General features: G+C 74.5%; 19 protein-coding genes. 7 read left to right on the top strand and 12 right to left on the bottom strand.

Going from position 1 to position 23929, the window contains the following annotated elements:
- Positions 1 to 72: 72 nt before the first annotated feature.
- The 4 genes from BUE45_RS17400 to BUE45_RS33870 all read right to left on the bottom strand — a co-directional run bounded on the left by BUE45_RS17400 (position 73) and on the right by BUE45_RS33870 (position 6787).
- A complete protein-coding gene (locus BUE45_RS17400) occupies positions 73 to 399 on the bottom strand; it encodes a tetratricopeptide repeat protein (protein WP_073380399.1) in 327 nt (108 codons plus the stop codon).
- A gap of 114 nt (positions 400 to 513) precedes the next feature.
- Positions 514 to 1044: a beta-class carbonic anhydrase gene (locus BUE45_RS17395; protein ID WP_073380398.1), complete on the bottom strand. Its 531-nt coding sequence runs from the start codon at positions 1042 to 1044 to the stop codon at positions 514 to 516.
- A gap of 75 nt (positions 1045 to 1119) precedes the next feature.
- On the bottom strand, positions 1120 to 3606 hold the full coding sequence (locus BUE45_RS17390) for a DNA gyrase/topoisomerase IV subunit A (protein WP_073380397.1): 2487 nt from the start codon (positions 3604 to 3606) through the stop codon (positions 1120 to 1122).
- 298 nt (positions 3607 to 3904) lie between these two features.
- Positions 3905 to 6787 (bottom strand): glycosyl hydrolase, encoded by a 2883-nt coding sequence (locus BUE45_RS33870; protein ID WP_073380396.1) that lies wholly within the window; start codon positions 6785 to 6787, stop codon positions 3905 to 3907.
- A gap of 221 nt (positions 6788 to 7008) precedes the next feature.
- On the opposite strand from BUE45_RS33870, the gene BUE45_RS17380 reads away from it, so the two are divergent.
- Complete coding sequence (locus tag BUE45_RS17380) at positions 7009 to 9177, top strand: RecQ family ATP-dependent DNA helicase (protein WP_073380395.1); 2169 nt, start codon at positions 7009 to 7011, stop codon at positions 9175 to 9177.
- Between the two features lie 84 nt (positions 9178 to 9261).
- On the opposite strand, the gene BUE45_RS17375 is transcribed toward BUE45_RS17380, so the two are convergent.
- On the bottom strand, positions 9262 to 10206 hold the full coding sequence (locus BUE45_RS17375; protein ID WP_073380394.1) for a carbohydrate kinase family protein: 945 nt from the start codon (positions 10204 to 10206) through the stop codon (positions 9262 to 9264).
- Between the two features lie 278 nt (positions 10207 to 10484).
- On the opposite strand from BUE45_RS17375, the gene BUE45_RS17370 reads away from it, so the two are divergent.
- From BUE45_RS17370 to BUE45_RS17355, 4 genes are all read left to right on the top strand, one after another.
- Positions 10485 to 13196 (top strand): bifunctional acetate--CoA ligase family protein/GNAT family N-acetyltransferase, encoded by a 2712-nt coding sequence (locus BUE45_RS17370; protein WP_073380393.1) that lies wholly within the window; start codon positions 10485 to 10487, stop codon positions 13194 to 13196.
- Positions 13197 to 13326: 130 nt separating this feature from the next.
- Positions 13327 to 13899 (top strand): DUF5998 family protein, encoded by a 573-nt coding sequence (locus BUE45_RS17365; RefSeq protein WP_084737424.1) that lies wholly within the window; start codon positions 13327 to 13329, stop codon positions 13897 to 13899.
- Positions 13900 to 14162: 263 nt separating this feature from the next.
- Complete coding sequence (locus tag BUE45_RS17360; protein ID WP_073380391.1) at positions 14163 to 14984, top strand: enoyl-CoA hydratase-related protein; 822 nt, start codon at positions 14163 to 14165, stop codon at positions 14982 to 14984.
- A gap of 71 nt (positions 14985 to 15055) precedes the next feature.
- The gene (locus tag BUE45_RS17355) at positions 15056 to 15709 is read left to right on the top strand and encodes an MBL fold metallo-hydrolase (protein ID WP_073380390.1); all 654 of its coding nucleotides are present in this window, start codon (positions 15056 to 15058) and stop codon (positions 15707 to 15709) included.
- 1 nt (position 15710) lies between these two features.
- Here the strand turns inward: BUE45_RS17355 and BUE45_RS17350 are convergent, their stop codons facing one another.
- From BUE45_RS17350 to BUE45_RS17340, 3 genes are all read right to left on the bottom strand, one after another.
- Positions 15711 to 17594, bottom strand: a complete 1884-nt coding sequence (locus BUE45_RS17350) for a CHAT domain-containing protein (RefSeq protein ID WP_073380389.1) — start codon at positions 17592 to 17594, stop codon at positions 15711 to 15713.
- A gap of 257 nt (positions 17595 to 17851) precedes the next feature.
- The gene (locus BUE45_RS17345; protein WP_073380388.1) at positions 17852 to 18256 is read right to left on the bottom strand and encodes a hypothetical protein; all 405 of its coding nucleotides are present in this window, start codon (positions 18254 to 18256) and stop codon (positions 17852 to 17854) included.
- A complete protein-coding gene (locus BUE45_RS17340; RefSeq protein ID WP_245833316.1) occupies positions 18253 to 18795 on the bottom strand; it encodes an RNA polymerase sigma factor in 543 nt (180 codons plus the stop codon). The genes BUE45_RS17345 and BUE45_RS17340 overlap by 4 nt, the downstream gene beginning before the upstream one ends.
- A gap of 279 nt (positions 18796 to 19074) precedes the next feature.
- Here BUE45_RS17340 and BUE45_RS17335 point away from each other — a divergent pair, with 279 nt between their 5' ends.
- On the top strand, positions 19075 to 19569 hold the full coding sequence (locus BUE45_RS17335; RefSeq protein WP_073380386.1) for a DUF3145 domain-containing protein: 495 nt from the start codon (positions 19075 to 19077) through the stop codon (positions 19567 to 19569).
- Between the two features lie 123 nt (positions 19570 to 19692).
- Here BUE45_RS17335 and BUE45_RS17330 read toward each other — a convergent pair whose 3' ends face one another.
- From BUE45_RS17330 to BUE45_RS17315, 4 genes are all read right to left on the bottom strand, one after another.
- Positions 19693 to 20103, bottom strand: a complete 411-nt coding sequence (locus tag BUE45_RS17330) for a DUF1707 SHOCT-like domain-containing protein (RefSeq protein ID WP_073380385.1) — start codon at positions 20101 to 20103, stop codon at positions 19693 to 19695.
- 65 nt (positions 20104 to 20168) lie between these two features.
- Entirely contained in the window at positions 20169 to 20957 is a 789-nt protein-coding gene (locus BUE45_RS17325; RefSeq protein WP_073380384.1) for an inositol monophosphatase family protein, read from the bottom strand.
- Entirely contained in the window at positions 20954 to 21991 is a 1038-nt protein-coding gene (locus BUE45_RS17320; protein ID WP_084737422.1) for an ATP-grasp domain-containing protein, read from the bottom strand. The genes BUE45_RS17325 and BUE45_RS17320 overlap by 4 nt, the downstream gene beginning before the upstream one ends.
- A 247-nt stretch (positions 21992 to 22238) precedes the next feature.
- Positions 22239 to 22775, bottom strand: a complete 537-nt coding sequence (locus BUE45_RS17315) for a YbhB/YbcL family Raf kinase inhibitor-like protein (protein WP_073380382.1) — start codon at positions 22773 to 22775, stop codon at positions 22239 to 22241.
- Between the two features lie 176 nt (positions 22776 to 22951).
- Between BUE45_RS17315 and BUE45_RS17310 the strand changes: the two genes are divergently transcribed.
- Positions 22952 to 23917: an LLM class F420-dependent oxidoreductase gene (locus tag BUE45_RS17310; RefSeq protein ID WP_073380381.1), complete on the top strand. Its 966-nt coding sequence runs from the start codon at positions 22952 to 22954 to the stop codon at positions 23915 to 23917.
- Positions 23918 to 23929 lie beyond the last annotated feature (12 nt).

Genomic DNA, 23929 nt, shown 5'->3' with positions numbered 1-23929 from the left:
GGGTAGTCGGCGGACGCGGCGGGGCCCCCGGGACGTGTGCCTCCGGGGGCCCCGCCGCGCTCCGCGGGCGGCTCAGTCGAGCGAGCCGCCCGACATCACCGCGTGCATGCGGCGGTAGGTCGCAGCCTCCTCGTGCCTGCTCTGCCGCTCCAGGGTGCGGGCCAGGGCGATGTGCGCCCAGTTGTCCACCGGGTCCAGCTCGATGATCCTGCGGAACGTGCGCTCCGCCTTGTTGAGCTGCGCTGAGTGGAAGTAGGCGCGGCCGAGCAGCTCCAGCAGGGAACGGCTCTCGGGCTCGTCCTCCACGGCCGGCTCCAGTGTCCTGGCCGCGTAGATCGGGTCGCCCAGCTCCATGAACATGCGGGCGCGGTTGAAGATGTCGTACGTGCTCTCTTCCACGAGTGCTCCTCCCGGCGGCACGGGGGCCGTCCTCGGGTCACAACGGCCGGGGAGACGGCCGCATTCCCTTGGTAGATCCCCGGCCACGGCGGGCGCACACGCCCCGTGGCGCCCTCAGAGGTCGACGGGGGAGATCCGCCCGGTGTCCACGTCGTAGACCGCCCCCGCCACCGGCAGGCCGTCGGGCAGCAGCGGGTGGTGGCGGATGCGCTCCAGATCGTGCCGGAGCGCCCCCAGCTGGTCGTTGTCGGTGTGGAACTCCAGGCTGCGGGTGTCCACCCCGTACTCCTCCAGGATGGTGTCGTGCACCGCTTCGTCGCTGGGCACGGACGCCATCTTGCAGCGGGTGTGCGGCAGGACCAGCACCCGCTCCACACCGAGCAGGTACACGGCCAGGACCAGGGTGCGCAGGGTGTCGTCGGTGACCCGGGCGCCGGCGTTGCGCAGGATTTTGGCGTCGCCGGGCTTGAGGCCCAGCATGTCCAGCGGCTCGATCCTGGAGTCCATGCAGGTCACCAGTGCCAGGCCGCGCGCGGCCACGGGCTTGAGCCCGGCCAGCGAATGGCGGGCCGCGTAGTCGTCGTTGGCGGCGATGACGTCGTCGAACGCACCGCCGGCCGGTCCGGTCCCGCTGCCGTCACTCATGGGTCCCCCTCGATGTCCGTGCTCATGACGAAGCCGTGCGCGCCGGGTCGGCGCGCACGGCCTGGTACCGCGTCCTCAGGCGCCGGGGCCCGGCGCCGTGATGCCGAAGTCGGTCCGTCCGCTCCCCACCGTAACGATCGCGCGCGGCAGGGGCTCGCCCGACCCGTCCCGTCGCTCGGTCGTGTCGGGCAGGCGCACCGGCTTCCCGTCCGCGCGGGCGGCCCGCGCGGGGGCCCGGCCGATCCACGCCATCAGCAGTGTGTCCTCGCCCTTGAGGTACCGGTGGCAGCGCACGCCGCCGGTGGCGCGTCCCTTGGCCGGGTAGGACGAGAACGGGGTGACCTTGGCCGCCCCCGCCTGGGAGCCCTCCAGGGCGTTGGCCGCGCCGGACACGGTGACCACCACCGCGTCGTCGGGGCTGCTCACCGCGCCGAACCACAGCACGCGCGCCTCCTCGGGCAGGCGGACGCCCGCCACGCCCCCGGCCGGGCGGCCCTGCGGGCGCACCGCGCTCGCGGGGAAGCGCAGCAGCTGGGCCTCGGAGGTGACGAACGCCAGGTCCTCCTCACCGGTGGACAGCTGGGAGACACCGAGGACGCGGTCGTCGTCCTTGAGGGTGATGACCTCGAAGTCGTCCTTGTTGGGCGGGTAGTCCGGGGAGACCCGCTTGACCACGCCGCCGACGGTGCCCAGGACGAAGCCGGGCCCCGCGGCGTCCATGGAGACCACCGACACCACGCGCTCGTCCTCCTCCAGCTGGACGAACTCCGTCACCGGCAGGCCGGACGCCAGCGGCGGGGCCTCCCCGCCCTCGTCGGGCAGCTCCGGCAGCTCCACCACCGGGACCCGGATCATCCGGCCCAGGTCGGTGACCAGGCCGACGTCCGACCGGGAGGTGGTGGGGACCGACACGGCGATCGCGTCGTGGCGGACGCGCAGCCCGTCGTACATCTGCGGCGGCGCGGCGCCCTTGCTGCGGCCGATCTGCCCGTCGACGTCCATGAGGACGTGGCAGGGCTGGTCGGCCATCTCCAGCGGGATCACCGCGGCGCGGGAGGCGCCGTCGCTCTCGCGCAGCTGCGTGCGGCGCGGGGTGGCGAACTTCTTGGAGACGTCGCCCAGCTCCTTGGAGACGACGCGGCGCAGCTTCTTGTCGGACTCCAGGATCGAGGTGAGCTCGTCGATCTCGTTGTTGAGCTGGTCGCGCTCGGTCTCCAGCTCCAGCCGGTCGAACCGGGTCAGGCGGCGCAGCGGGGTGTCCAGGATGTAGCGCGCCTGGATGTCGGACAGGCTGTAGGCGGCCATCAGCGACTCGCGGGCCGCGGCGGTGTCGTCGGCCTCGCGGATGAGCGCGATGACGCGGTCGATGTCGAGCAGGGCCACCAGCAGGCCGGCCACCAGGTGCAGGCGCTCGCGGCGCTTGCGGCGGCGGAACTCGCTGCGGCGGCGCACGACCTCCAGGCGGTGGCCCACGTAGACCTGGAGGAGCTCGCGCAGGCCCAGGGTCTGGGGCTGGCCCTCGACCAGGGCGACGTTGTTGATGCCGAAGGACTCCTCCATCGGCGTCAGCCGGTAGAGGTCCTCCAGGACGGCCTCGGGGTTGAAGCCGTTTTTGAGCTCGATGACCAGGCGCAGCCCCTGGGTGCGGTCGGTCAGGTCCTTGAGGTCGGAGATGCCCTGGAGCTTCTTGGACTGCACCAGCTCCTTGATGCGCGCGACGACCTTCTCCGGGCCGACGTTGTAGGGCAGCTCGGTGACGATGAGGCCGGTGCGCCGGGCGCTGACCTTCTCGATGGCGACGCTGGCGCGGGTCTTGAACGTGCCGCGGCCGGCCCGGTAGGCGTCGCGGATGCCGTCCAGGCCGACGATGGTGCCGCCGGTGGGCAGGTCGGGGCCGGGGACGAACTCGGTGAGCTCCTCCAGGGTGGCCTCGGGGTGGGCGATGAGGTGGCGGGCGGCCGCGATGACCTCGCCCAGGTTGTGCGGGGCCATGTTGGTGGCCATGCCGACCGCGATGCCGGACGCGCCGTTGACCAGCAGGTTCGGGAAGGCCGCGGGCAGGACCTCGGGCTCGGTCTCCTGGCCGTCGTAGTTGGGCTTGAAGTCGACGACGTCCTCGTCGATGCCCGACACGAGCAGCTCGGCGGCCCGGTCCAGACGGGCCTCGGTGTACCGCATGGCGGCGGGGGCGTCGTCGCCGCCCAGGGAGCCGAAGTTGCCGTGGCCGTCGACCAGGGGGACGCGCATGGCGAAGGACTGGCTCAGGCGCACCAGCGCGTCGTAGATGGCGCTGTCACCGTGGGGGTGCAGGCGGCCCATCACCTCACCGACCACGCGGGCGCACTTGACGTGTCCCCGGTCCGGTCGCAGACCCATCTCGTTCATTTGGTACAGGATGCGGCGCTGGACGGGTTTCATGCCGTCACGCGCGTCGGGCAGGGCGCGCTGGTAGATCACCGAGTACGCGTACTCGAGGAAGCTGCCGCGCATTTCCTCGGAGACGTCGATGTCGATGATCTTCTCGGCGAGATCCTCGGGGGGACGGGAAGTTGTACGGGCCATGTCCGTAATTCTGGCCCGAACCAGAGACTGAAACGTACGCAGACGCGTGGTCGGGCGTGTGTGAGTCGCGCGACTGGTGGGTTTCGTCCGTGCCGGGGAGGCTTTATGACCTCGTCCGGGGGGTCTTCGCGCCCGTTCGCGAGGTCCGCGCGGATCGTCGCGGACGGCCGCCGAGCGATCGCTCACAGGGCCGCCGCGGGGGGCCGGGGCGCCGCCCGGGGGCGGGAAAGGGGCGGACCCCGCTCCGGGAACGGACCGGAGCGGGGTCGCCGCGGGTGTCGACCGGTGTCGGCCGGGATCAGCCGCCGAAGGGGACGGTCAGGGTCGCACCCCCGTCCGGACCGGTCCGCACACGGGAGTCGGCGGAGCCCAGAGCGCTCCAGATGCGCAGGCGCACGGTCCCGTCGTCGAGGTCGGCGAAGGAGCCGCTGGCCGAGGACGGGCCCGAGCCCTGCGTGTAGGCCTCCCAGCCGTTGACGTCGTTCGTGGCGAAGTAGGGGTAGTTCTCCGTCCGGTCCACCGTGCCGTCGCCGTCGAAGTCGTACTCGACGCGCACCTGGACGGCGTTGCCGACCGAGCCCCCGGAGTCCGCGGGCAGGGAGAACGCGGTCTCGCCCCCGTCGAAGGAGCCGCTCACGCCCTCCAGTTCGAGCACGACAGCGTCCGCGGGCGGGTCGCCGTCGCGGTTGGCGCCGCCGGCGCCGGGCACCGTGATGAGGCCCTCGGTGCCGGGCGGGTCGGCCGACAGGCCGGAGCCGCTCGCGTACAGCACGCCGTCACCCAGCTCGCCCCCGCCGCCGGGGTCGGGGCTGGGCGTGGGGTCGGGACCGCCGGGCTCGCCCGGGTCGCCCCCGCCGCCCTCGCCGACGGTGGAGGCCAGGGTGCCCGCCGCCACCTCCAGCTCGGTGCCGTCGGAGAACGTGACGGTGATCGGGGAGGTGCCGGGGTTGAACGCGGTGTAGGCGCGGTCGCCGCCGCTGGAGAACACCGCGTAGTGGGCGGTGTCGGCCGTGACGGAGGTGTCCACGGTGCCGACCTCGGCGAGCGTGGAGACCCACTGGTAGGTGTGCGGCTTGGAGCCGCCCGCCTCGGGCTCGTAGGTCTGCCACTGCGATTCGAACATGGCCAGGGCGTCGTCGCCGTCCGACAGCGCCCGGTGCGCCCAGTGGATGTCGCGCCAGATGGCGGGCTCGCCGCCCAGGCGGTCCACCAGGGACTCGTACATGGCCCCGGCGTGCGCGGTGTCGTGTCCCAGGTAGAGGGAGCCCGCGGTGATCGGCAGGTAGTTGATGCCGTAGTGCTCCTCGTCGCCGCCGTCCCACCAGATGCGGTAGTCGCCGCCGTCGCCCCACACCATGCCGACCACGTCGTGCTGGTAGGAGTCGGGGAAGGACTCCCCGCCGGCGTTCTGCCAGTAGCGGGTGACGGTGGAGGCCTGGGTGGTGTGCAGGAACACGCCCAGGTCGCGCACCTCGTCGTTGCCGGTCAGCGCGCCGAAGAGCGCGGTGGCGGAGGCGAAGTGCATGCCCTCGGAGGAGGACTCCTGGTTGTTGCCCGCGGCGAACCCGGCGTGGCCCGAGGCCCAGCCGTGCCCGGCGTAGGGGGAGAAGGAGCGCAGGCGCGGGAAGAGGCCGTCCTCGGTGGCGGCCACGTCGTCGATGACCATGCGGACCATGCCGCCCCAGGCGTCCTCGTCGGCCCAGTCGCGGTCGTAGCGGGCGATGGTGGCGGCGGCCGAGACGAGGTAGCCGTAGTGGAAGTCGTGGTCGTTCAGCTCGGTGGTCGCGCCGAAGCTGTCCGGGTAGCCCAGGAGGGTCCCCCAGTCGGCCTCGTAGTGCAGGCCGCGGCTGCCGCCGGCTGTCAGCCAGTCCTCGACCCGGCCCTTGAGCAGGCCCAGGAGCTCGTCACGGGCCTCGGTGTGGCCGATGGAGTCGGCGATGGGCACCAGCTGGGCCAGGCGGCCCATGGCCTTGCCGTCCCAGTAGGTGTCCCCGGGGGAGGGGAAGTGCTCGTCCTCGGCCAGGACCTCGTCGATGAGCAGGCGCAGCCGGTCGTGGTCGGCGGAGTCCACGGTGGGCAGGCTCGGCAGGATGCCGTTGGTGGTCAGCTCCGTGGTGAAGGAGGTGCCCAGCGCCGCCCGCATCTCCCCGCGCGGGGAGGCGTAGGTGAGGCCCGCGACCTCGTCGTCGCTGTTGTCCCAGTGGTGGGGGTACATCGCCTGGACGGTGCCCTCGGTGTCGCCCTCCAGGGCCTCGGTCTGCACCCGGTAGGTGCTGGTGAGGGTGGAGCCGGCCTCGTCGTAGTCGTACTCGACGACCGACCCGGTGACGGCGGAGTGGGCGTAGGGGGCGAAGTCCTCCAGGGCGTCGGTGGAGGGCAGCAGGGCGACGGAGTAGTGCCCGTCGTCGGAGGTGGGCGCCGTGAAGGTGTTCCCCGACCGGACCCAGGGGGAGCCGGTGGGCGAGAACAGGGCGTAGTGGTTGCCGTTGAGGGTGGCGCCGACGGTGGAGCCGTCCTCGTGCCAGACGTCCGGGGACCCGGTGAAGGAGACCTCGGCGTCGGCGCCGTCGGTGCGGGCGTGCGCGAAGGGCAGGCCCTGGCCGATGGTGACGTCCAGGGTGGGGCCGCCCGTCCAGCGCGCGGTCACGGTCCAGTCGCCGCTGTCGGCGACCCGGGTGTCGGGGGAGTCCAGGCCGACGGCGCCCAGGCTGAGGTCGGCGGTGTGCGGGAACTCGTACTTGAGGCCGTCGGCCACGAGCACGGGCTCGGCGGGGTGGCCCATCTCCAGGCCCCCGGAGTGGGGCTTGTAGGTGGCCGGGTGGGCGTAGAGGTTCTCGCCGTAGGGGTTGTCGGGGTAGCGCTGGAAGATGAGCGAGGACCACCACTCGTTGGTGGGGGCCGGCCCGGTGTAGTCGTCGGTGACCTTGGGGTCGACCGGTGCGCCGTTGAGGTCGGAGGGACCGCTGGCGCCGGGCGGGAGCTGGTCGTCGTAGCTCCCGGAGCCGACCGGCACGAGGGCCGCGGCGGACGCGGGCGACGCGTTCGGGCCCGCGACGATCGTGGTGACGGTGAGGGCGGTCGCGCCGCCGATCGCCAGCGCCGCCAGCACGGCGACGGTGCCGCGGCCGGGGGAGCGGCGGCGGGGGGATTCGGGGGAGGGTGGTCGTCGGTGGTCGTCCATCGGTGCGCCTCTCTTGGTTCAGCGGGGGATCCGCGCATGGGAGCGCTCCCAAGCGTGAGGAACCGTGTTCAGAGTGTGCTCAAGGGAAGATGTGAGCGCAATGGAGGAAACTTCGAAAGTTTCTGTTTTGTTACCGTCGTCGTCCGGTGGGCCCGCTGGTGCGCGGCAGGGCCCCGGCGGGGACGCGCCGGGGCGTCGGCCCGCTCTGGTACGAAGGGAGCATGGCCACCACCCCTGAACCCGACCCCACCGCCGCCCCCGCCGACGGGGGGCTGCGCGAGCGCGCCGAGGCGCACCTGCGCGCCCTGGCGGGCGACTCCGCCCGGCTCCGCGAGGACCAGTGGACCGCGATCCACGCCCTGGTCGCCGACCGGCGCCGGGCCCTGGTCGTCCAGCGCACCGGCTGGGGCAAGTCGGCGGTGTACTTCGTGGCCACGGCGCTGCTGCGGGCCGGGGGCGCCGGCCCCACCGTCATCGTCTCCCCGCTGCTGGCCCTCATGCGCAACCAGATCTCCGCAGCCGAGCGCGCGGGCATCCGCGCCCGCACCGTCAACAGCGCCAACACCACCGACTGGCAGGCCGTCTACGCCGACGTCGAGGCGGGCCTGGTCGACGTCCTGCTGGTCAGCCCCGAGCGCCTCAACAACCCCGAGTTCCGCGACCGGGTGCTGCCCGAGCTGGCCGCCGGGGCGGGCCTGGTCGTCATCGACGAGGCCCACTGCGTCTCCGACTGGGGCCACGACTTCCGCCCCGACTACCGGCGCATCCGCTCCCTGCTGCTGGACCTGCCCGACGGCGTCCCCGTGCTGGCCACCACCGCCACCGCCAACGAGCGCGTCACCCGCGACGTCGCCGAGCAGCTGCGCGCCGGGGCCGACCGCGACGAGACCCTGGTGCTGCGCGGGCCCCTGGACCGGGAGAGCCTGCACCTGTCGGTGGTGGACCTGCCCGAGCCCACCGACCGGCTCGCCTGGCTGGCCGAGCAGCTGCCGCGCATCCCCGGCTCCGGGATCGTCTACGCGCTCACGGTCGCCGCCGCCGAGGAGACCGCCCGGTTCCTGGCCGAGCAGGGCATGCCGGTGCGCTCCTACACCGGGCAGACCGACCCCGACGAGCGCCGCGCCGCGGAGGACGACCTGCTGGGCGACCGGGTCAAGGCGCTGGTCGCCACCAGCGCCCTGGGCATGGGCTTCGACAAGCCCGACCTGGGCTTCGTCGTGCACCTGGGCGCCCCGTCCTCGCCCATCTCCTACTACCAGCAGGTGGGCCGCGCCGGGCGCGGCGTCGAGCGGGCCGAGGTGGTCCTGCTGCCGGGCCGGGAGGACACCCGCATCTGGGAGTACTTCGCGAGCCTGTCCTTCCCGCCCGAGGAGACGGTCCGCCGTACCATCGACGCCCTGGCCCAGGAGGGCGGACCGCTGTCCGTCGCACGCCTGGAGACCCGGGTGGACCTGCGCCGCAGCCGCCTGGAGCAGATGCTCAAGGTCCTCGACGTGGACGGGGCGGTGCGCCGGGTGCGCGGCGGCTGGGAGGCCACCGGCCGGGCCTGGTCCTACGACGCCGAGCGCTACGAGGCGGTCGCCAAGGCCCGGGAGACCGAGCAGCGGGCGATGCTGGACTACATCTCCCTGGACGCCTGCCGGATGGAGTTCCTGCGCCGCCAGCTCGACGACCCGGAGGCGACGGCCTGCGGGCGCTGCGACAACTGCACCGGACGCACCTGGGAGACCGGCGTCGACCCCGGCCGCCGGGACGCCGCCGCGGCGCACCTGGACCGGCCGGGCGTGGTCGTCGAGCCGCGCCGCCAGTGGCCCACCGGCATGGACACCCTGGGGGTCTCGCTGTCCGGGCGGATCAAACCCGAGCTCCAGGCCGCCCCGGGCCGCGCCCTGGGCCGGTTCACCGACATCGGCTGGGGCAACGAGCTGCGCGCCCTGCTCGCCGAGGACGCCCCGGAGGCCCCGGTGGGCGACCACGTCCTCCAGGGGCTGGTGCGCGTCCTGGCCTCCTGGGACTGGGAGCGGCGGCCGGTCGGCGCGGTCGCCATGCCCTCGCTCACCCGGCCGAGGATGATCAACGACCTCGCGGGGCGGCTGTGCTCGCTGGGCCGCCTCACCCCGGTGGGGTCCCTGGACTACCGCTCCCCGGAGGGGCCGGGCCCGCGGCGGCACAACAGCGCCATGCGCCTGGCCCAGGTCCACGGTGCCCTGGTCCCGGGCGACGGCCTGGCCGAGGCCATGGCCGACCTCCAGGCGGCCACCCCGGGCCCGGTGCTGCTCATCGACGACCACACCGACACCGGGTGGAGCCTCACCGTCGGCGCGGCGATCCTGCGCGGCCTGGGCGCCCCCGCCGTCCTGCCCCTCACCCTGGCCACCACCGGCGGCTGAGCCGGTCCCGGGCGCCCGCCGCGGACACGCGAACGGGGCCCGGCCCCGGCCGGGCCCCGTTCGGGGACGTCGTGAAGGCGCGGGTCAGCGGATGCGCTGGCCGCGCGGGGCGCCGCGCCGCACCGGCTGGCCGTCGCCCAGGTCCGGGCGGGCGCCCGGCTGGTGCAGGGCCCGGCCCGCCAGGCGGTGGGCCCGCGCCAGGGCCTCCTTGGGGTGGCGGCCCGCCAGCCACGCCGGCAGGAAGCCGGCGATGAACGCGTCGCCCGCGCCCACCGAGCCCGGCGAGGGCTCCACCTGGTCGGCCGGGGCCCGCACCACGTCGTCGCGGGTCTTGGAGGCCCACAGGCCGCCGTCCTCGCCCAGCTTCAGCACCACGTTGGGGTACCAGGCGGTGAGCACCTTGGCCGCGGCCTCGGGCTCCTCCCGGCCGGTCAGCACCTTGGCCTGCGCCGCGTTCGCGAACAGCAGCCGGGCGCCCTGCGTCCATTCCAGGAAGTTCTCCGCGCCCGCCCGCTCCAGCGGGGCGTGCGAGCCGCCGTCCACCGAGATGGACATGCCGCTCTCGCGCGCCATCCGCAGCGCCACCCGCGCCGCCCGGCGCGAGTCCGCGTTGATGAGCGTGTAGCCCGACACGTGCAGGTGCCCGTCGGGCCCGAACACGTCGCGGGGCAGGTCCTCCGGCTGGAGCCGGGCGTTGGCGCCCGGGTCGCTGAGCATCGTCCGGTCGCCCCGGTGGGTGATCATCACCACGCAGGTCCCGGTCGCGGACTCGGGGTCCATCACCATCCGCGAGTCCAGCCCGTAGCCCATCAGCTCCATCTCGCGGGTGCGCCCCGTGATGTCGGAGCCGCGGCGGCCCACGAACGTCGTCTCGGTGCCCTCCACGGCAAGCCAGGAGGCGATGTTGGCGCCCGAGCCGCCGCCGTACATCACCACCGAGGCCGGGGTATCGCTACCGCGGGCCAAGGGGTGGAACGCGCGCGCGACGGCGTCGGTCATCAGATCACCGATCACGACTACTCGTGTCATATCGCCAGCCACCACCGAGTCATGAGAATTCGTGCCCGCACGACGTTAACAGGTGAATCGTCAGCGGTGTGTAACGAAGTGACGGCACCCCGGACACACGTCGCGCCGCGGGCCCTCCACGGGCACAGGGCCCACGGGCAAGGGTATCCGGCCGCGGAGCGCCCGCCCACGGCCCGGGACGCGCGGCCCGCGGGGGAAGCCCGGTGAGCACGGGTGTTTTCGCGCCGACCGCATCGACTTTCCCCGGAATCGACCGATTGTCGTCTAGTCTCGCAGTCGTGCAGTCCTACCCGAACCGCTGGGAAGCCGACGTCGTCCTCACCGACGGAGGCACCGCCCACCTGCGCCCCATCACCCCGGACGACGCCGAACTGCTGCGCGAGTTCCACGGCAGGCTCTCCCCGGAGACCATCTACTACCGGTTCTTCGCGCCCTACCCCCGCCTCTCCGACCGCGACGTGAGGCGCTTCACCACGGTCGACTACGAGGACCGGGTCGCCCTGGTCGCCACCATCTCCGACGCCCTCGTCGCCGTGGTGCGCTACGACAAGGTCGCCCCGGAGGAGGCCGAGGTCGCCTTCGTCGTCGAGGACGCCCACCAGGGCCGGGGCCTGGCCTCCGTCCTGCTGGAGCACATCGGCGCCGCCGCCCGCGAACGCGGCATCCGCCGGTTCATCGCCGACGTGCTCCCCGAGAACCGGCGCATGATCAACGTCTTCCGCGAGGCCGGGTACACCGCCCAGCAGACCTTCGACGAAGGGGTCATCCGGCTCACCCTGGACATCCAGCCCACCGACGACTCCACCGAGGTCATGCGGGCCCGGGAGCAGCGCGCCGAGTCGCGCTCCATCGCCCGGCTGCTCTTCCCGGAGTCGGTCGCGGTCATCGGTGCCAGCCGCACCGCCCACACCATCGGCCAGACCGCCCTGCGCAACCTCCTCGACAGCGAGTTCCAGGGCCCCGTCTACCCGGTCCACCCCGAGGCCAAGGCCGTCGTGGGCGTGCGGGCCTACCCCTCCGTGCTGGACATCCCCGACCAGGTGGACCTGGCCGTCGTCGCCGTGCGCGCGGACATGGTGGTCGACGTGGTGGAGCAGTGCGCGGAGAAGGGCGTGCACGGACTGGTCGTGGTCAGCTCCGGGTTCGGCGAGACCGGGCCCGAGGGGCGCGCCCGCCAGGACGAGCTGGTGCGCACCTCCCGCGCCGCCGGGATGCGCGTGGTCGGCCCCAACTGCCTCGGTATCGCCAACACCGACCCCGCGGTCTCCCTCAACGCCACCCTCTCGCCCGACCTGCCGCGCAGCGGGCCCATCGGGTTCTTCTCCCAGTCCGGCGCGCTGGGCCGGGCCATCCTCCAGCGCGTCGCCGACCGGGGCATGGGCCTCTCCACGTTCGTCTCCGCGGGCAACCGCGCCGACGTCTCCGGCAACGACCTCATGCAGTACTGGCAGGAGGACCCCGCCACCGAGGTCGTCCTCCAGTACCTGGAGTCCCTGGGCAACCCGCGCAAGTTCACCCGCCTGGCCCGCCGTCTGGCCAAGCAGAAGCCGGTCGTGGCGGTGCGCAGCGGCGGCTCCGCGCAGACCACGCCCACCGGGCACGCGGCGGGCGGGCTGGCGCTGCCCGACTACGCCGTCACCTCGCTGTTCCAGCAGGCCGGGGTGGTCCGGGTCGACGACATCACCCAGATGTTCGACGCCGCCCAGGTGTTCGCCTACCAGCCCCTGCCGCAGGGGCCCCGGGTCGGCATCATCGGCAACTCCGACTCCCTGGAGCTGCTGGTCAAGGACGCCGCGGTCCGCCAGGGCCTCAAGCCCCACGACCCGGTCAACCTGGGCCCCCAGGCCACCGCCGACGACTTCGACCGGGCCCTGGAGACGGCCCTGGCCGACGAGGACGTGCACTCCGTCGTGGTCGTGTTCGTCCCCGCCCTGCACCCCATCTCCGACGACGTCGCCCGGGTGCTGCGGGCCCGGTCCCTGGGCGCGGACAAGCCCATCGTCGCCACCTACCTCGCCCGCCAGGGCATCCCCGACGAGCTGCGCCACGTCGGCGAGCGGGGGGAGACCCTGCGCGGGTCGGTGCCCTCCTACCCCGCGCCCGAGGACGCCGCGCGCGCCCTCGCCTACGCCACCCGGTACACCCAGTGGCGCGACCGCAAGCCCGGCCGCCACCCCGAGCTGCCCGACATCGACGGCGCCCGGGCCCGGGCCACCATCACCCGCGCGCTCAAGAACGCCCCGGGCCAGGAGGTCTGGTTCGGCGGCGAGCGCCGCTACGACGAGGACACCGCGGTCTCCGCCGAGGACACCCGCGAACTCCTCGCCTGCTACGGGGTCACCGCCTACCCCGACATCCCCGTGTCCGCCGCCGACGAGGCGGTGGTGGCCGCCGGGCGCCTGGGCTACCCCGTCGTGGTCAAGGCCGACTCGCCCGACCTGCGGATGCGGGCCGGGGGCACCTTCGTCCGCGCCGACCTGCGCACCCCCGACGACGTGCGCAGCGCCTACCTCTCGCTCGCCGACCGGTTCGGCGGGGAGGCCGACCTGGTCGTGCAGCGCATGGTCGCCCCCGGGGTGCCCACCGTGGTGCGGGCGGGCGACAACCGGTCGTTCGGGTCGGTGGTCTCCTTCGGCCTGGCCGACGTCACCGCCGAACTCCTCGACGACCGCTCCTTCCGGCTGGCCCCGCTCACCGACATGGACGCGGCCGACCTCATCCACGCCGTGCGGGCGGCGCCCCTGCTCTTCGGGCTGCCCGCCGGCGCGACCTCGCTGGCCGAGCAGCCCAACGTGGAGGCCCTGGAGGAACTCCTCATCCGGGTCTCGCGCCTGGTGGAGGCCTTCCCCGAGATCGGCTACATCGACCTGGACCCGGTTCTGGTCAACGCCACCGGGGCGCACGTGCTGGGCGCCCGCATGTGGCTGCGCGAGGCGCCCGACGACCGGCCCGACGCCGGGCCCCGGCGACTGCGAGGGGTGACCTTCTGATGCGGCGGCCACCGCACGCCCCCGGTCGGGGAGCGGCGTCCTGATCAGGCACTGGGCATCCCGTTTCTCCCAGCGGTCGCGAAGTGTCGCGTCGAGGAGGCAGGATAGGGACATGAGGAAAACACGCGCCGTGTCCACGGACTGGCGGCTGGAGATCGAACGCAGCGGCTACTATCCCGCGCTGGTGATCGACGCCGTCGCCACGGCCCTGGGCGACGAGACCGCCCAGGCGTTCGTCGTGCACCACGAGGCGACCTTCGACCCGGCGATGGAGATGCGCCGGCACATCACCGTCATGCTGCTGACCGCCACCCGGCTCGTCGTGTGCCACACCGACGAGCACCCGCCCACCGACGACGGCGGCACCTCGCACGCGTCCACCACCACCGACAGCATCCAGCTCGGCAACGTCCAGTCGGTCGCCCTCACCCGGGTCGTGCCCAACCCCGCGCAGTACACGCCCGGGAGCATGCCCAGCGAGCTGGTCCTCAGCGTCAACCTCTCCGTCAACTGGGGGGCGGTCGCCCACATCGACCTGGAGCCCGCCTCCTGCGCGGACGAGAGCTGCGAGCTCGACCACGGCTACACCGGCGCCATCACCGCCGAGCCGCTGACCCTGCGGGTGAGCGAGGCCGCCGACGGGGCCGAGGCCGTCGCCACCATGCTGAACTTCGCGAACGCGCTGTCGGAGGCCACCCGCTGACACCGGCCGTCCACGGGGCCGGGGACCGCGTACCGGTCCCCGGCCCCGCCGCGTTTCACACGCGCGCCCCGCGGCCGTGACGGGGACTTAACGAACACGGGCCGCCCGGGCGTGGTGCCGTAACAATCCGTCCGTCTAGGGTTGGGAGCGGATTCGTGCGTTCCGCCACGAACCAGGCGCCCCCGTGCACGCGGCACCCCACCGGCGTGCGCACCCTCCCCGCACCCGCGGAGATGACGGACCCGGAGAAAGGTCGGTCTGCGATGACGCAGCACTCGTCCCCGACGACCCAGGAAGGCGCACCGCCGGTGCGCCTCGACGTGGACAGGGGGGTGGCGACGGTCACCCTCGACTCCCCCCGCAACCGCAACGCGCTGTCCGCGCGGCTGCGGACGGGACTGTCCGGGGCGCTGTCCGCGGCCATGGCCGACGACGAGGTGCGCGCCGTCGTCCTCACCGGCACCGGGCCCGTGTTCTGCGCCGGGGCCGACCTCAAGGAGGTCGCCGCCGCCCTGGCCGGGGAGCCCGTCGCGCCCGCACCCGAGCTGCCGGAGGTCTTCGAGCAGATCATGGGCGCCCCCAAGCCCGTCATCGCCGTCCTCAACGGCGCCGCCCGCGCCGGGGGCATCGGCCTGGTCGCCGCCGCGGACATCGCCCTGGCCCCCAAGAGCGCCACCTTCGCGTTCACCGAGGTCCGCATCGGGGTGGTGCCCGCGATCATCTCCGTCCCGGTGTCCGCGCGGATGCACTCGCGCCAGCTCAGCCGCTACTTCCTCACCGGGGAGCTGTTCGACGCCTCGGCCGCCGCCAAGGCCGGTCTCATCACCCAGGCCGTGCCCGACCGCGAGATGGCGCACGCCCTCGACGCGGTCCTCCAGGGCATCCGCGGCTCCGCGCCCAAGGCGCTCTCCCGCACCAAGGAACTGCTCGGCGAACTCGGCGCCGGGGCCCTGGCCGCCCCCGAGCGGCGGGCCGAGGCGTTCGCCCGTATGGGCGAGCTGTCGGCGGAGTTCTTCGCCGGCGAGGACGCCGTCGAGGGCCGGGCCTCCTTCTTCGAGAAGCGCCCCCCGCGCTGGGCGCGGTGACCTCCGGCCGGACGCCCGCGCTTTCGGGGCGTCCGGCGCGTTCGCTCCTGTGAAGAGGTCACAATGGTCGGGTGAGCTACTCCGGAGATACGAGGGTCGGCGGTCCCGCCGACCTGCGACGACTACCGCACCTGACCATCACCAAGATCAGCGTCGGCCCCATGGAGAACAACGCCTACCTGCTGCGTTGCCGCTCCACCGGCGAAGCCGTCCTCATCGACGCCGCCGCCGAGCCCGACCGCATCCTCGAACTCATCGACTCCGACGGGCTCGACCGGGTGATCACGACCCACCGCCACCAGGACCACTGGCAGGCCCTGGCCGAGGTCGTCGGGGAGACCGGCGCCCGCACCGTGGCCCACCCCGAGGACGGCGGGGAGCTGCCCGTCTCGGTGGACGAGCCCGTCGTCCACGGCTCGCGGATCCCCGTCGGCGACTGCCACCTCACCGTCATCCACCTGCGCGGGCACACGCCCGGGTCGATCGCGCTGCGCTACGACGACCCCGAGGGGCACACCCACCTGTTCACGGGGGACGGCCTCTTCCCCGGCGGGGTGGGGCGCACCTGGTCCGACGAGGACTTCCGGACCCTCCTGGGCGACGTCGAGGAGCGCGTGTTCGGCGTCCTGGCCGACGACACCTGGGTGTACCCCGGCCACGGGGGCGACACGACCCTCGGGGTCGAGCGCCCCCACCTGGACGAGTGGCGCGAACGGGGCTGGTGAGTCAGGCCCCCAGGCACACGAAGCCGAGCCGGCCCAGGTGCGCGGCGACCGCCTCGGGCGGTGCGGCGCCCGCCGCCAGCGCCCGGTGGAAACCGGCCACGGCCCGCCCGGTCCCGGAGTCGAGCACCGGGGCCGGGTTGGCCACCACCGCGCGCACCCCCGCGGACAGCAGCGCGCCGGCGAACCGCCCCGCCCCGCACGAGGTCAGCACCACCACCTCCGGCGGCGGCGCCGACACCAGGTCCAGGGCCAGCAGCGGCCCGTCGTCCAGGGCGACCGACGACAGCAGCGGGGAGCGCTCCGACACCCTGCCGTGCCCGGCCAGGTGCACCAGGTCGCAGCCCGCGGCGCCCGACACCGCCTCGCCGACCCGCGTGGCCGTCCGCGCCCGGGCGTGGATCCCGGCCAGGTCGGCGACCTCCCGGGCCGCGCCCCGCGGCCCCGGGCCCGACACCAGCAGCACCCGCCGCCAGCGGGGGAGCGGTCGCGCCACCCGGTCCGCCCACGCCCGCGCCGACGGCACGACCGCCACCGGCCGGTCCCGCAGTCCGGGCAGCGTGCCCCACTGCGGGCGGCCCAGCCGCGGGTCGGCGGCGATCACCAGCGGGCGCTCGCCCGCCAGCTCCAGCACCGGGGCCAGCGCTCCGGCGAGGTCGCGCGCCACCGCCGCGGGCGCGCCCAGCGGCAGGGCATGCACCCGGCCGCCGGCCACGACCAGCGCCACCACCTCGCCCGCGACCGCCAGGCGCACGAACGCCCGGCCCTCCAGCAGCCCGGCCAGCCGGCCCCCCACCGGCCCGTGCTCCCGCTCGGGCAGGCGCCGCGCGTACCGCGACCGCTCCCACCGCCGGGCGTACACCAGGCAGTGCCGGTCCCGCCCCTGTGCCAGCGCCGCGCGGTAGCGCTCGACCACCGGCCCGCCCACCGCGCCCGGTGCCGCGGGCACCGCGCGCTCGGCCCACTCCAGCGCCGCGGCGAGGTCGCCCCGCGCCAGCGCCGCCTCCAGACCGGCCCGCGCCACCTGCGGGTCGCGCGGCGCCGCCCACGGCTCGGGCCGCGCCTCGACCGCCCGGTGCGCCGCGACCAGCGGGGGGAGCGGTCGGCAGACGCTCAGCGGCCGGCGCAGCTCCAGCTCCGCGTGCGCCCGCACCCGCGGCGCCGCGCACACCTGGTCCGCCATCGCCTCCACCCGCTCCGCCAGCCCGTGCCACAGCGAGCCGGCGCCATACGCGCCCCGCACCCGCCGCACCAGCTCCCGCGCCCGGTACCGGTCACCGCGCAGCAGCCGCAGCTTGGCCTCCACCAGCAGGGTGGCCGCCTGGGCGGACCGGCCGTGCGCCCAGGGGCCGTCCGCAAGCGTGCGCGCCGCCTCCTCCAGGTGCCCCTCGGCCAGCAGCGCCTCCGCCAGGTCGGTGCACAGCGCCTCCCGCCGGTCGGCGGGCAGCCGGTGCGCCAGGTCCGTGAACGTGGCGACCGCCCCCGCGGAGTCGCCCCCGCGCAGCGCGAGGCAGCCCAGGTTCTGCCGGGTGACCAGCTCCAGCAGGTGCAGGCGCCGGTCGGCGGCCAGTGACCGGGCCTCCTCCAGGTGGTCCCGGGCAGCCCCGAACCCGCCGCGCAGGATGTGCGCGAGCCCCAGGTTGGCGAGGAAGCCGGGCAGGACGGGCGCCGACTCCCGCGCGAGCGGGTGCCGCCGCAGCCGGGGGTGGGTGTCGTCGAGGATCTCCACGGTCCGCTCGAACCGTCCGCGCTTGGCCAGGTCGACGCCGGCCACGACCCGCCGCAGGAGCAGGCGGCCGGACCGTTCGACGCGCCCGTTCCTTCCCGGCCGCCAGTCGACGGAGGGGCTGGAGACGGGGGAGGGGCAGGGGGAAGGGGAGGTGGTCAAGGTCGGACCGCCTTTCTCCTGGGGGGAGGAACACCTCCAGGAATAGCAGCGGGTGACGTTGCGTGTGGAGAAGGGAACCCGAAGTCACCGTGGTGGAGGGCTCTCAAAGCTCGACAAAGACGGGCGAAGGCCCATGATCGCCCGCGGGTTCCCTCCGGGGTGCAATGGTGATTCGGCCCCGCCCGATCTGTGACGGCTGGGACCGGCGACCCGGGGCCCGCCCGCGGGCCCGCGCTGCGGGGCGCGGGCCGCCCGGGTCAGAGGGTGAACCACTCCGTGGTGAGCGGGGGCTCGGCGTCGCGCCGCAGGGTGAGGCGGATCGGGCCGCGGTGCAGGCCCTGGAGGGCGAACTCCCCGGTCTCCTCGATGGAGGCGACGTCCTCGCGGCGACCGCTGGGCCGGTGGGCCTCCAGCAGGGCGAACCCGAAGTCGCCCCGGACCGTCCCCGCCAGGGTGCGCGAGGGCCCGCGTGCGTGCAGGGAGAGGTCGATGCGCACGTCGCGGAACCCGAAGGACAGCTCCCCCACGACGGGGTCCTCCACCGACCGCACGACCTCGGCGCGGGGGCCCCGCTCGGTGACCAGGACCGCGAGGTCCATGGCGTCCCCGCTCCGGTCGAAGGCCGCCAGGGCGGCGTCCCGGCCCTCCCGGTCCTCGCTCATATCTCGTCCTCCAGGGTGGTGCGGAGCCTGCGGACCATGCGGCGGCGCCCGTTGGACGCCGCCCTGCGGTCCCGCGGGGGCGGGGTGGAATCGGGTTCGAGGAAGCGCAGCGCCTCCTCGCGCTCGCCCGGGTCGCGGAGCCGGTCGACCGCCCGCCGCAGCGCCCGGTCGCGCTCCTTGCGCAGGTACTCGGCCTCCGGGTCCGGGGCGTCGCCCTCGACGTGGGCGAACGCCTCCGGGTCGGCCGGGTACTGGCGGGCGTCCCTCGCGCGCTGGCGCAGGCACTTGTCGCGGGTGACCCTTTTCAGCCATGCGCGTAGGTGGTGGGGCTCGCGGAGACGGGGGAGGTGCTGGTTGAGGGCCAGCCAGACGGTCTGCACGACGTCCTCGCGGTCGGGTGCGGAGAGCCGGTAGGAGCGGGCGACGGCGTTGACCATGGGCAGGTGGCGGTCGACGATGCCGCACCAGGCCTCACGGCTGCCGAGCCGGGCCAGGCGCACGAGTTCGGCGTCGTCAAGGTCGAGTCCGGTTGTGGCCAAAGGCGGGGGCGGTTCATGCCGGGGGCCGCTGGAAAGTACGGTTTCAGGGTCCTCGTGCGACTGGTCTGGCAAACGCGCCCCCACTATGATCGGACTCCCATAGCACCTTCGGGGCTCACGTTACTCCGGAGGGCCCGGGGATGCCGGGAGATCCCAGAAGATCGCTGGTCCTCAGGGTGCCCATCGGGCACAATGGGGCAAAGGTATTCAGGCGGGTATGCAACCTTCTCGTGGTACGAGGGCGTCGGGGAAGCGCACTCGTTCGTATCAGGAGGTTCGGTGTCCGCACGTGGCGTCTTGTACGTCCACTCCGCGCCCGCGGCGCTGTGCCCACACGTCGAGTGGGCGGTCGCGGGTGTCGTAGGAGTACCCGTGAAACTCGATTGGGTCGCACAGCCGGCGGCGCCGGGCCACCACCGCGCCGAGCTGAACTGGCAGGGGAGGCCGGGCACCGCGGGAGCGGTGGCGTCGGCGCTGAACACGTGGCAGCGCCTGCGGTTCGAGGTGACCGAGGAGGGGTCGCCCGGCTGCGACGGCGTGCGCTACAGCTACACGCCGTCCCTCGGCATGTTCACGGGCGTCACCAGCGCGGCCGGGGAGGTCCTGGTGCCGGAGGGGCGCCTGCGGCTCGCCGTGCAGGAGGCCGCCGCGGGCGGCTCCGACCTGGCGGCGGCGATCGACCGCCTCACCGGGCGCGCCTGGGACGAGGAGCTGGAGCCCTTCCGCTACGCCGGCGACGGCGCGCCCGTCCGCTGGCTCCACGCCGTGGGCTGACCCTCCCGGGCGGTCCCTCCGGCCGTGTGCCCCCGCCGGGCCCGGGCCTGTGCGCCGCACGCGTCGCCGTGTCGTGGGCCGTTCGCTCGGTGCCGGCGGGACGGGAGCCGCCGGCCGGTGCGCCTAGAGGGGCTCGCCCTCGTCGGGCCAGACCATGGAGGCGAGCAGGACCGCCGCCCAGATGCCCAGCGGCACGAGCGGCCAGTACGGCACGAGTTCGCCGCCGATGAGGACGGCCCCGCCCCACACCCCCGTGAGCACCACCGCGATGCCCAGCCACCAGCGCCACTCGTCCGCGTGCTCCCAGCGGGATTCGTCCCGGACGGGGGTCACCAGCGGGGGCCGGGCGGCGGGCGCGGGCAGGTCGGCGATGAGCCGGTCCAGCTCCCCGACCAGCACCGCCCGCAGCGCCGACTCCACCCGGCGCTCGTACTCGACCAGGTCCAGACGGCCCTCCACGAAGGCCGTGGTGAGCCGCTCGACGATCTGCTCGCGCTCGTCGTCGGAGGCGCGTGTGCGTTGCCGGTCTTCCACTTCCCACCCCCCGGGGCGCGTGCGGTGCCCACACGATACGCGCGCCCCCCGGGGCGGGGGAAGGGTCATTCGGCGGCCAGCCAACGCGCGACGGTGCGGCAGGTGGACGGGTCCGCCCCGCCGACCAGGCCGGTGTGCTCGTACCCCCCGCGGTACCCGAAGGGCGTGCCGTCCAGCCGGGTCAGCAGGCCCCCGGCCTCGGCCAGGACCAGGCCCGGCGCGGCCACGTCCCAGTCCCGCACGGGAACGTCCTTGACGAACAGGTGGGCGGTGCCTTCGGCGATGAGGCACAGCTTCAGCGCGATGCTGCCGCTCTCCCGGTAGTCCCGGTACCCGAAGCGCTCGGCGACCCGGGCCGCGATGCCGACGGGCCGCGGGGTGTTGTCGGTGAGCACCCCGGCCCCCGGCGGGGCGGCGGGCAGGCGGGGCAGCGCGACGCCGTCGCGGTGCGCGCCCCGGCCGCGCACGGCGGTGTACAGGGCCCGGGTCTCGGGGGCGTACACGGCGGCGATCTCGGGCCGGTCGCCGATGACGAGGGCCGCCTGGGTGACGTACCCGGCGAAGCCGTGCGCGTAGCTGGCGGTCCCGTCGATGGGGTCGATCAGCCAGTAGCGGGACGGCCGCTCCCGGGCCAGGGAGCCGGGGTCCTCCTCGCTGACCACCGGGATGTCCGGGTCGATCGCGGTGAGCCTCTCCGACAGCGCCCGGTGGGCCCGCGCGTCGGCCTCGGCCTTGAACTGGCCGCCCTCCCACGCGCCCCGCAGCGCCGCGGCGTCCTCGCGCCAGGCGCGCAGCAGCGCGCCGACCCCGGTCACGGCTCCGGCCACCGCCTCCGCCAGCGCGTGCCCGCTCACCGGCCGGCCAGCGGGACGACGGGAGGGGAGACCGGTCCGGGGTCCCGGGAGGGGACCGCGGAGGCCGGTGCCGGGCTGATGCCGTGCGAGGTGAACCGCGCCTCGTCCATGAACTCGTCGGTCCAGCGCCGCACCATGGCGACGCCCTCGCTCCACCGGTCGGCGAGCCGCGGGCCCGTCCCGAGCGCCTGCCCCACCAGCCCGGCGACCTCGTCGACCCCCGCGGCGGTGGTGAGCGCCGAGGTGGAGGAGAAGCGCGGGTTGATCTCGAACACCCGGGGGACGCCCGCCCCGTCCAGGCACAGCTGGACGTTGAAGGGCCCGTCGGCGCGCAGGGACTCCTGGACCGCCCGGCAGGCCGCGATCACCGCCTCGTCGCGGCGGGTGACCGCGTACTTGGTGACACCCTGCTTGAGCACGACCTCCTTGGGGACGACGGCCTGTAAGGCGCCGTCGCGCCAGACCACCACGGACACGGTGAACTCGGGTCCGGCGATCCGCTCCTGGACGATGAGCTCGTCCGCGGGGCGCCCGCTCTCGGCCACCACCCGGGCGAGGTCGCCGACCGAGTGGACGATCCGCACCCCGCGGCTGCCCCGGCCGGTGCGCGGCTTGACCACCAGGCCGCGGTCGGCCTCGAAGGCGTCGGCGGGCCACTCGGAGGCGAGCCGGGTGCGGGGCACCCCGATCCCGGCGGCGTCGAGCTCGCGCATGAGCCGGTACTTGTCCAGGCAGGCGGCGACGAACCCCGGCAGCGGAAGCAGCACCGCCACCCCGTCCTCGGCGAGGCCGCCGACGCGCAGCAGCTCCTCGTCGACCAGGGGGACGACCGCGACGGCGCCCTCCTCGGCGCACAGCGCCCGCATGCGGGGCAGGAACGCCTCGCTGTCGCCCGGGGGGACGAGGTGCCCGCGGTCGGCCAGGTACAGGCCCGGGGCCGCGGGGTCGACATCGGTGGCGACGACCCGGTAGCCCCGCGATCTCAGGTGGAGGATGATGCCCGGAGTGGGTGCCGACCCCGCCGTCGTCACCACGATGGTCGGTTTCCTCGAAGACTTCTGTGGCACCGGTCGTACCCTTCCAGCCGTGTCGGGCGGATCGCGGGGGATGCACCGAGGGTAGTCTCCGCCGGGCGGGACGGGCCGGGAATGGCCGGTTCCGGCTCGGAGGTGAACCGTACGGGCCCCTCGCGCGTGTACCCATCGGCCCGCCGGGAGGAAGGGGGCCTGGGGCGGGCGGCCCCGGGGGAGGGGCCGCCCGCCCCCGGCGGGTCCGGACCGGCTACTTCTGCTCGTAGACCGGGGTCAGGAGCGCGCGCCCGAGGGAGTGCGAGAACAGGTTGAACCCGAGGAACGCCGGGCTGGCGGAGTCGTCCACGGCCAGTTCGGGCACGCTCACGGCGTGCACCGCGAAGAAGTAGCGGTGCGGCCCGTGCCCGGCGGGCGGCGCGGCGCCGATGTAGCGGTGGACCCCGGCGTCGTTGCGCAGGGTGACGGCGCCCGCGGGCAGGTCGTCCGGACCCCCGGAACCCGCGCCGGCGGCCAGCGAGGTGACGCCGGCGGGGATGTTGGCCACCGCCCAGTGCCAGAACCCGCTGGCGGTGGGGGCGTCGGGGTCGAAGCAGGTCACGGTGAAGCTCTGCGTCCCCTCGGGGAACCCGCTCCAGGACAGCTGCGGCGAGACGTCCTCGCCGCCGGCGCCCATGATGCCGCTGACCTGGGCCGGGGGCAGGGTCTCGCCGTCGGCGACGTCGGTGCTGGTCACGGTGAACGCCGCGACCCGGGGCAGGAAGTCGTAGGGGGAGGGTGGCACGGCCACGGTGAGGGGCCTCCTTCGTGTGGTGCGGTTTCTCGGGCCCTACGAACATACGCCGGGACGCGGCCGGCCGTCCGCGCCCCGCGCCGCCGTGTCGCGGGGGCGCCCCGAGACAGCAGACCGACCGGGCGGTATGGTCGGGGTCCACCGGCACGGACGACACCGACCAGGGAGCCACCATGACCAGTCGCTGGGGCATGACCGTTCCGCTCGAAGGGGTCCCGCTCCTCGACCAGAGGGCGATCATCGAGCGCATGGCCGACCAGGGCTACACCGACCTGTGGTCGGCCGAGGCCGCAGCCACCGACGCGTTCACCCCGCTGGCCCTGGCCTCGGTCTGGGCCCCCGGACTGCGCCTGGGCACCGCCATCGTGCCCGCCTACACGCGCGGCCCGGCGACCCTGGCCATGAGCGCGGCGACGCTGGCCGCCGCCGCGCCGGGCCGGTTCGCCCTGGGGATCGGCACCTCCTCCAACATCATCGTCGAACGGTGGAACGCCATCCCCTTCACCGAGCCCTACAAGAAGGTCCGCGACACCGTCCGCTTCCTGCGCGAGGCGCTCTCCGGCGCCCGGGTCGAGGCCGACTACGACACCTTCTCCGTCCAGGGGTTCACCCTGGGCGCGGTCCCGGCGCAGGTACCGCCGATCCTGGTGGCGGCGCTGCGCCCGGGCATGCTGCGGCTGGCCGGGCGCGAGGCGGACGGGGCGGTCGTCAACTGGCTGTCCGCCGAGGACGTGCGGACGGTGGTCCCGTACGTGCACGGCCAGGGGGAGGGCAAGGAGGTCGTCGCCCGGATCTTCGTCGCCCCCGGGGCCGACCCGGAGACCGCCCGGGGGATCGGCCGCCGGGCGATCTCCGCCTACCTCAACGTCCCGGTGTACCGGGCCTTCCACGAGTGGCTGGGCCGCGAGGAGCTGGCCCCGATGTGGCGGGCCTGGGACGCGGGCGACCGCAAGGGGGCACTGGCGGCCGTTCCCGACCGCGTGGTGGACGAACTGGTCGTGCACGGCCCGGCCGAGTACTGCCGCGAGCGCGTGGCCGCCTACGTGGAGAACGGGGTGACCACCCCGGTCCTGGCCCCGATCGGCCCGCCGGGGGAGGACCCGGCCGAGGTGGTGCGGGCGCTGGCCCCGCGGGACTGACGCCCGGGCCGT

This window comes from Nocardiopsis flavescens (assembly GCF_900141985.1).
GTDB lineage: Bacteria > Actinomycetota > Actinomycetes > Streptosporangiales > Streptosporangiaceae > Nocardiopsis > Nocardiopsis flavescens.
Note: the sequence above shows the minus strand (reverse complement) of the source record. Positions and strands in the feature narration are given on the sequence as shown.

What these genes read in the sequence shown, in the direction of transcription:
- BUE45_RS17395 (WP_073380398.1), bottom strand. Translation starts at nt 1,044, where the DNA reads ATGAGTGACGGCAGCGGGACCGGACCGGCCGGCGGTGCGTTCGACGAC.
- BUE45_RS17380 (WP_073380395.1), top strand. Translation starts at nt 7,009, where the DNA reads ATGGCCACCACCCCTGAACCCGACCCCACCGCCGCCCCCGCCGACGGG.
- BUE45_RS33870 (WP_073380396.1), bottom strand. Translation starts at nt 6,787, where the DNA reads ATGGACGACCACCGACGACCACCCTCCCCCGAATCCCCCCGCCGCCGC.
- BUE45_RS17375 (WP_073380394.1), bottom strand. Translation starts at nt 10,206, where the DNA reads ATGACACGAGTAGTCGTGATCGGTGATCTGATGACCGACGCCGTCGCG.
- BUE45_RS17390 (WP_073380397.1), bottom strand. Translation starts at nt 3,606, where the DNA reads ATGGCCCGTACAACTTCCCGTCCCCCCGAGGATCTCGCCGAGAAGATC.
- BUE45_RS17310 (WP_073380381.1), top strand. Translation starts at nt 22,952, where the DNA reads ATGACCAGTCGCTGGGGCATGACCGTTCCGCTCGAAGGGGTCCCGCTC.
- BUE45_RS17345 (WP_073380388.1), bottom strand. Translation starts at nt 18,256, where the DNA reads ATGAGCGAGGACCGGGAGGGCCGGGACGCCGCCCTGGCGGCCTTCGAC.
- BUE45_RS17360 (WP_073380391.1), top strand. Translation starts at nt 14,163, where the DNA reads ATGACGCAGCACTCGTCCCCGACGACCCAGGAAGGCGCACCGCCGGTG.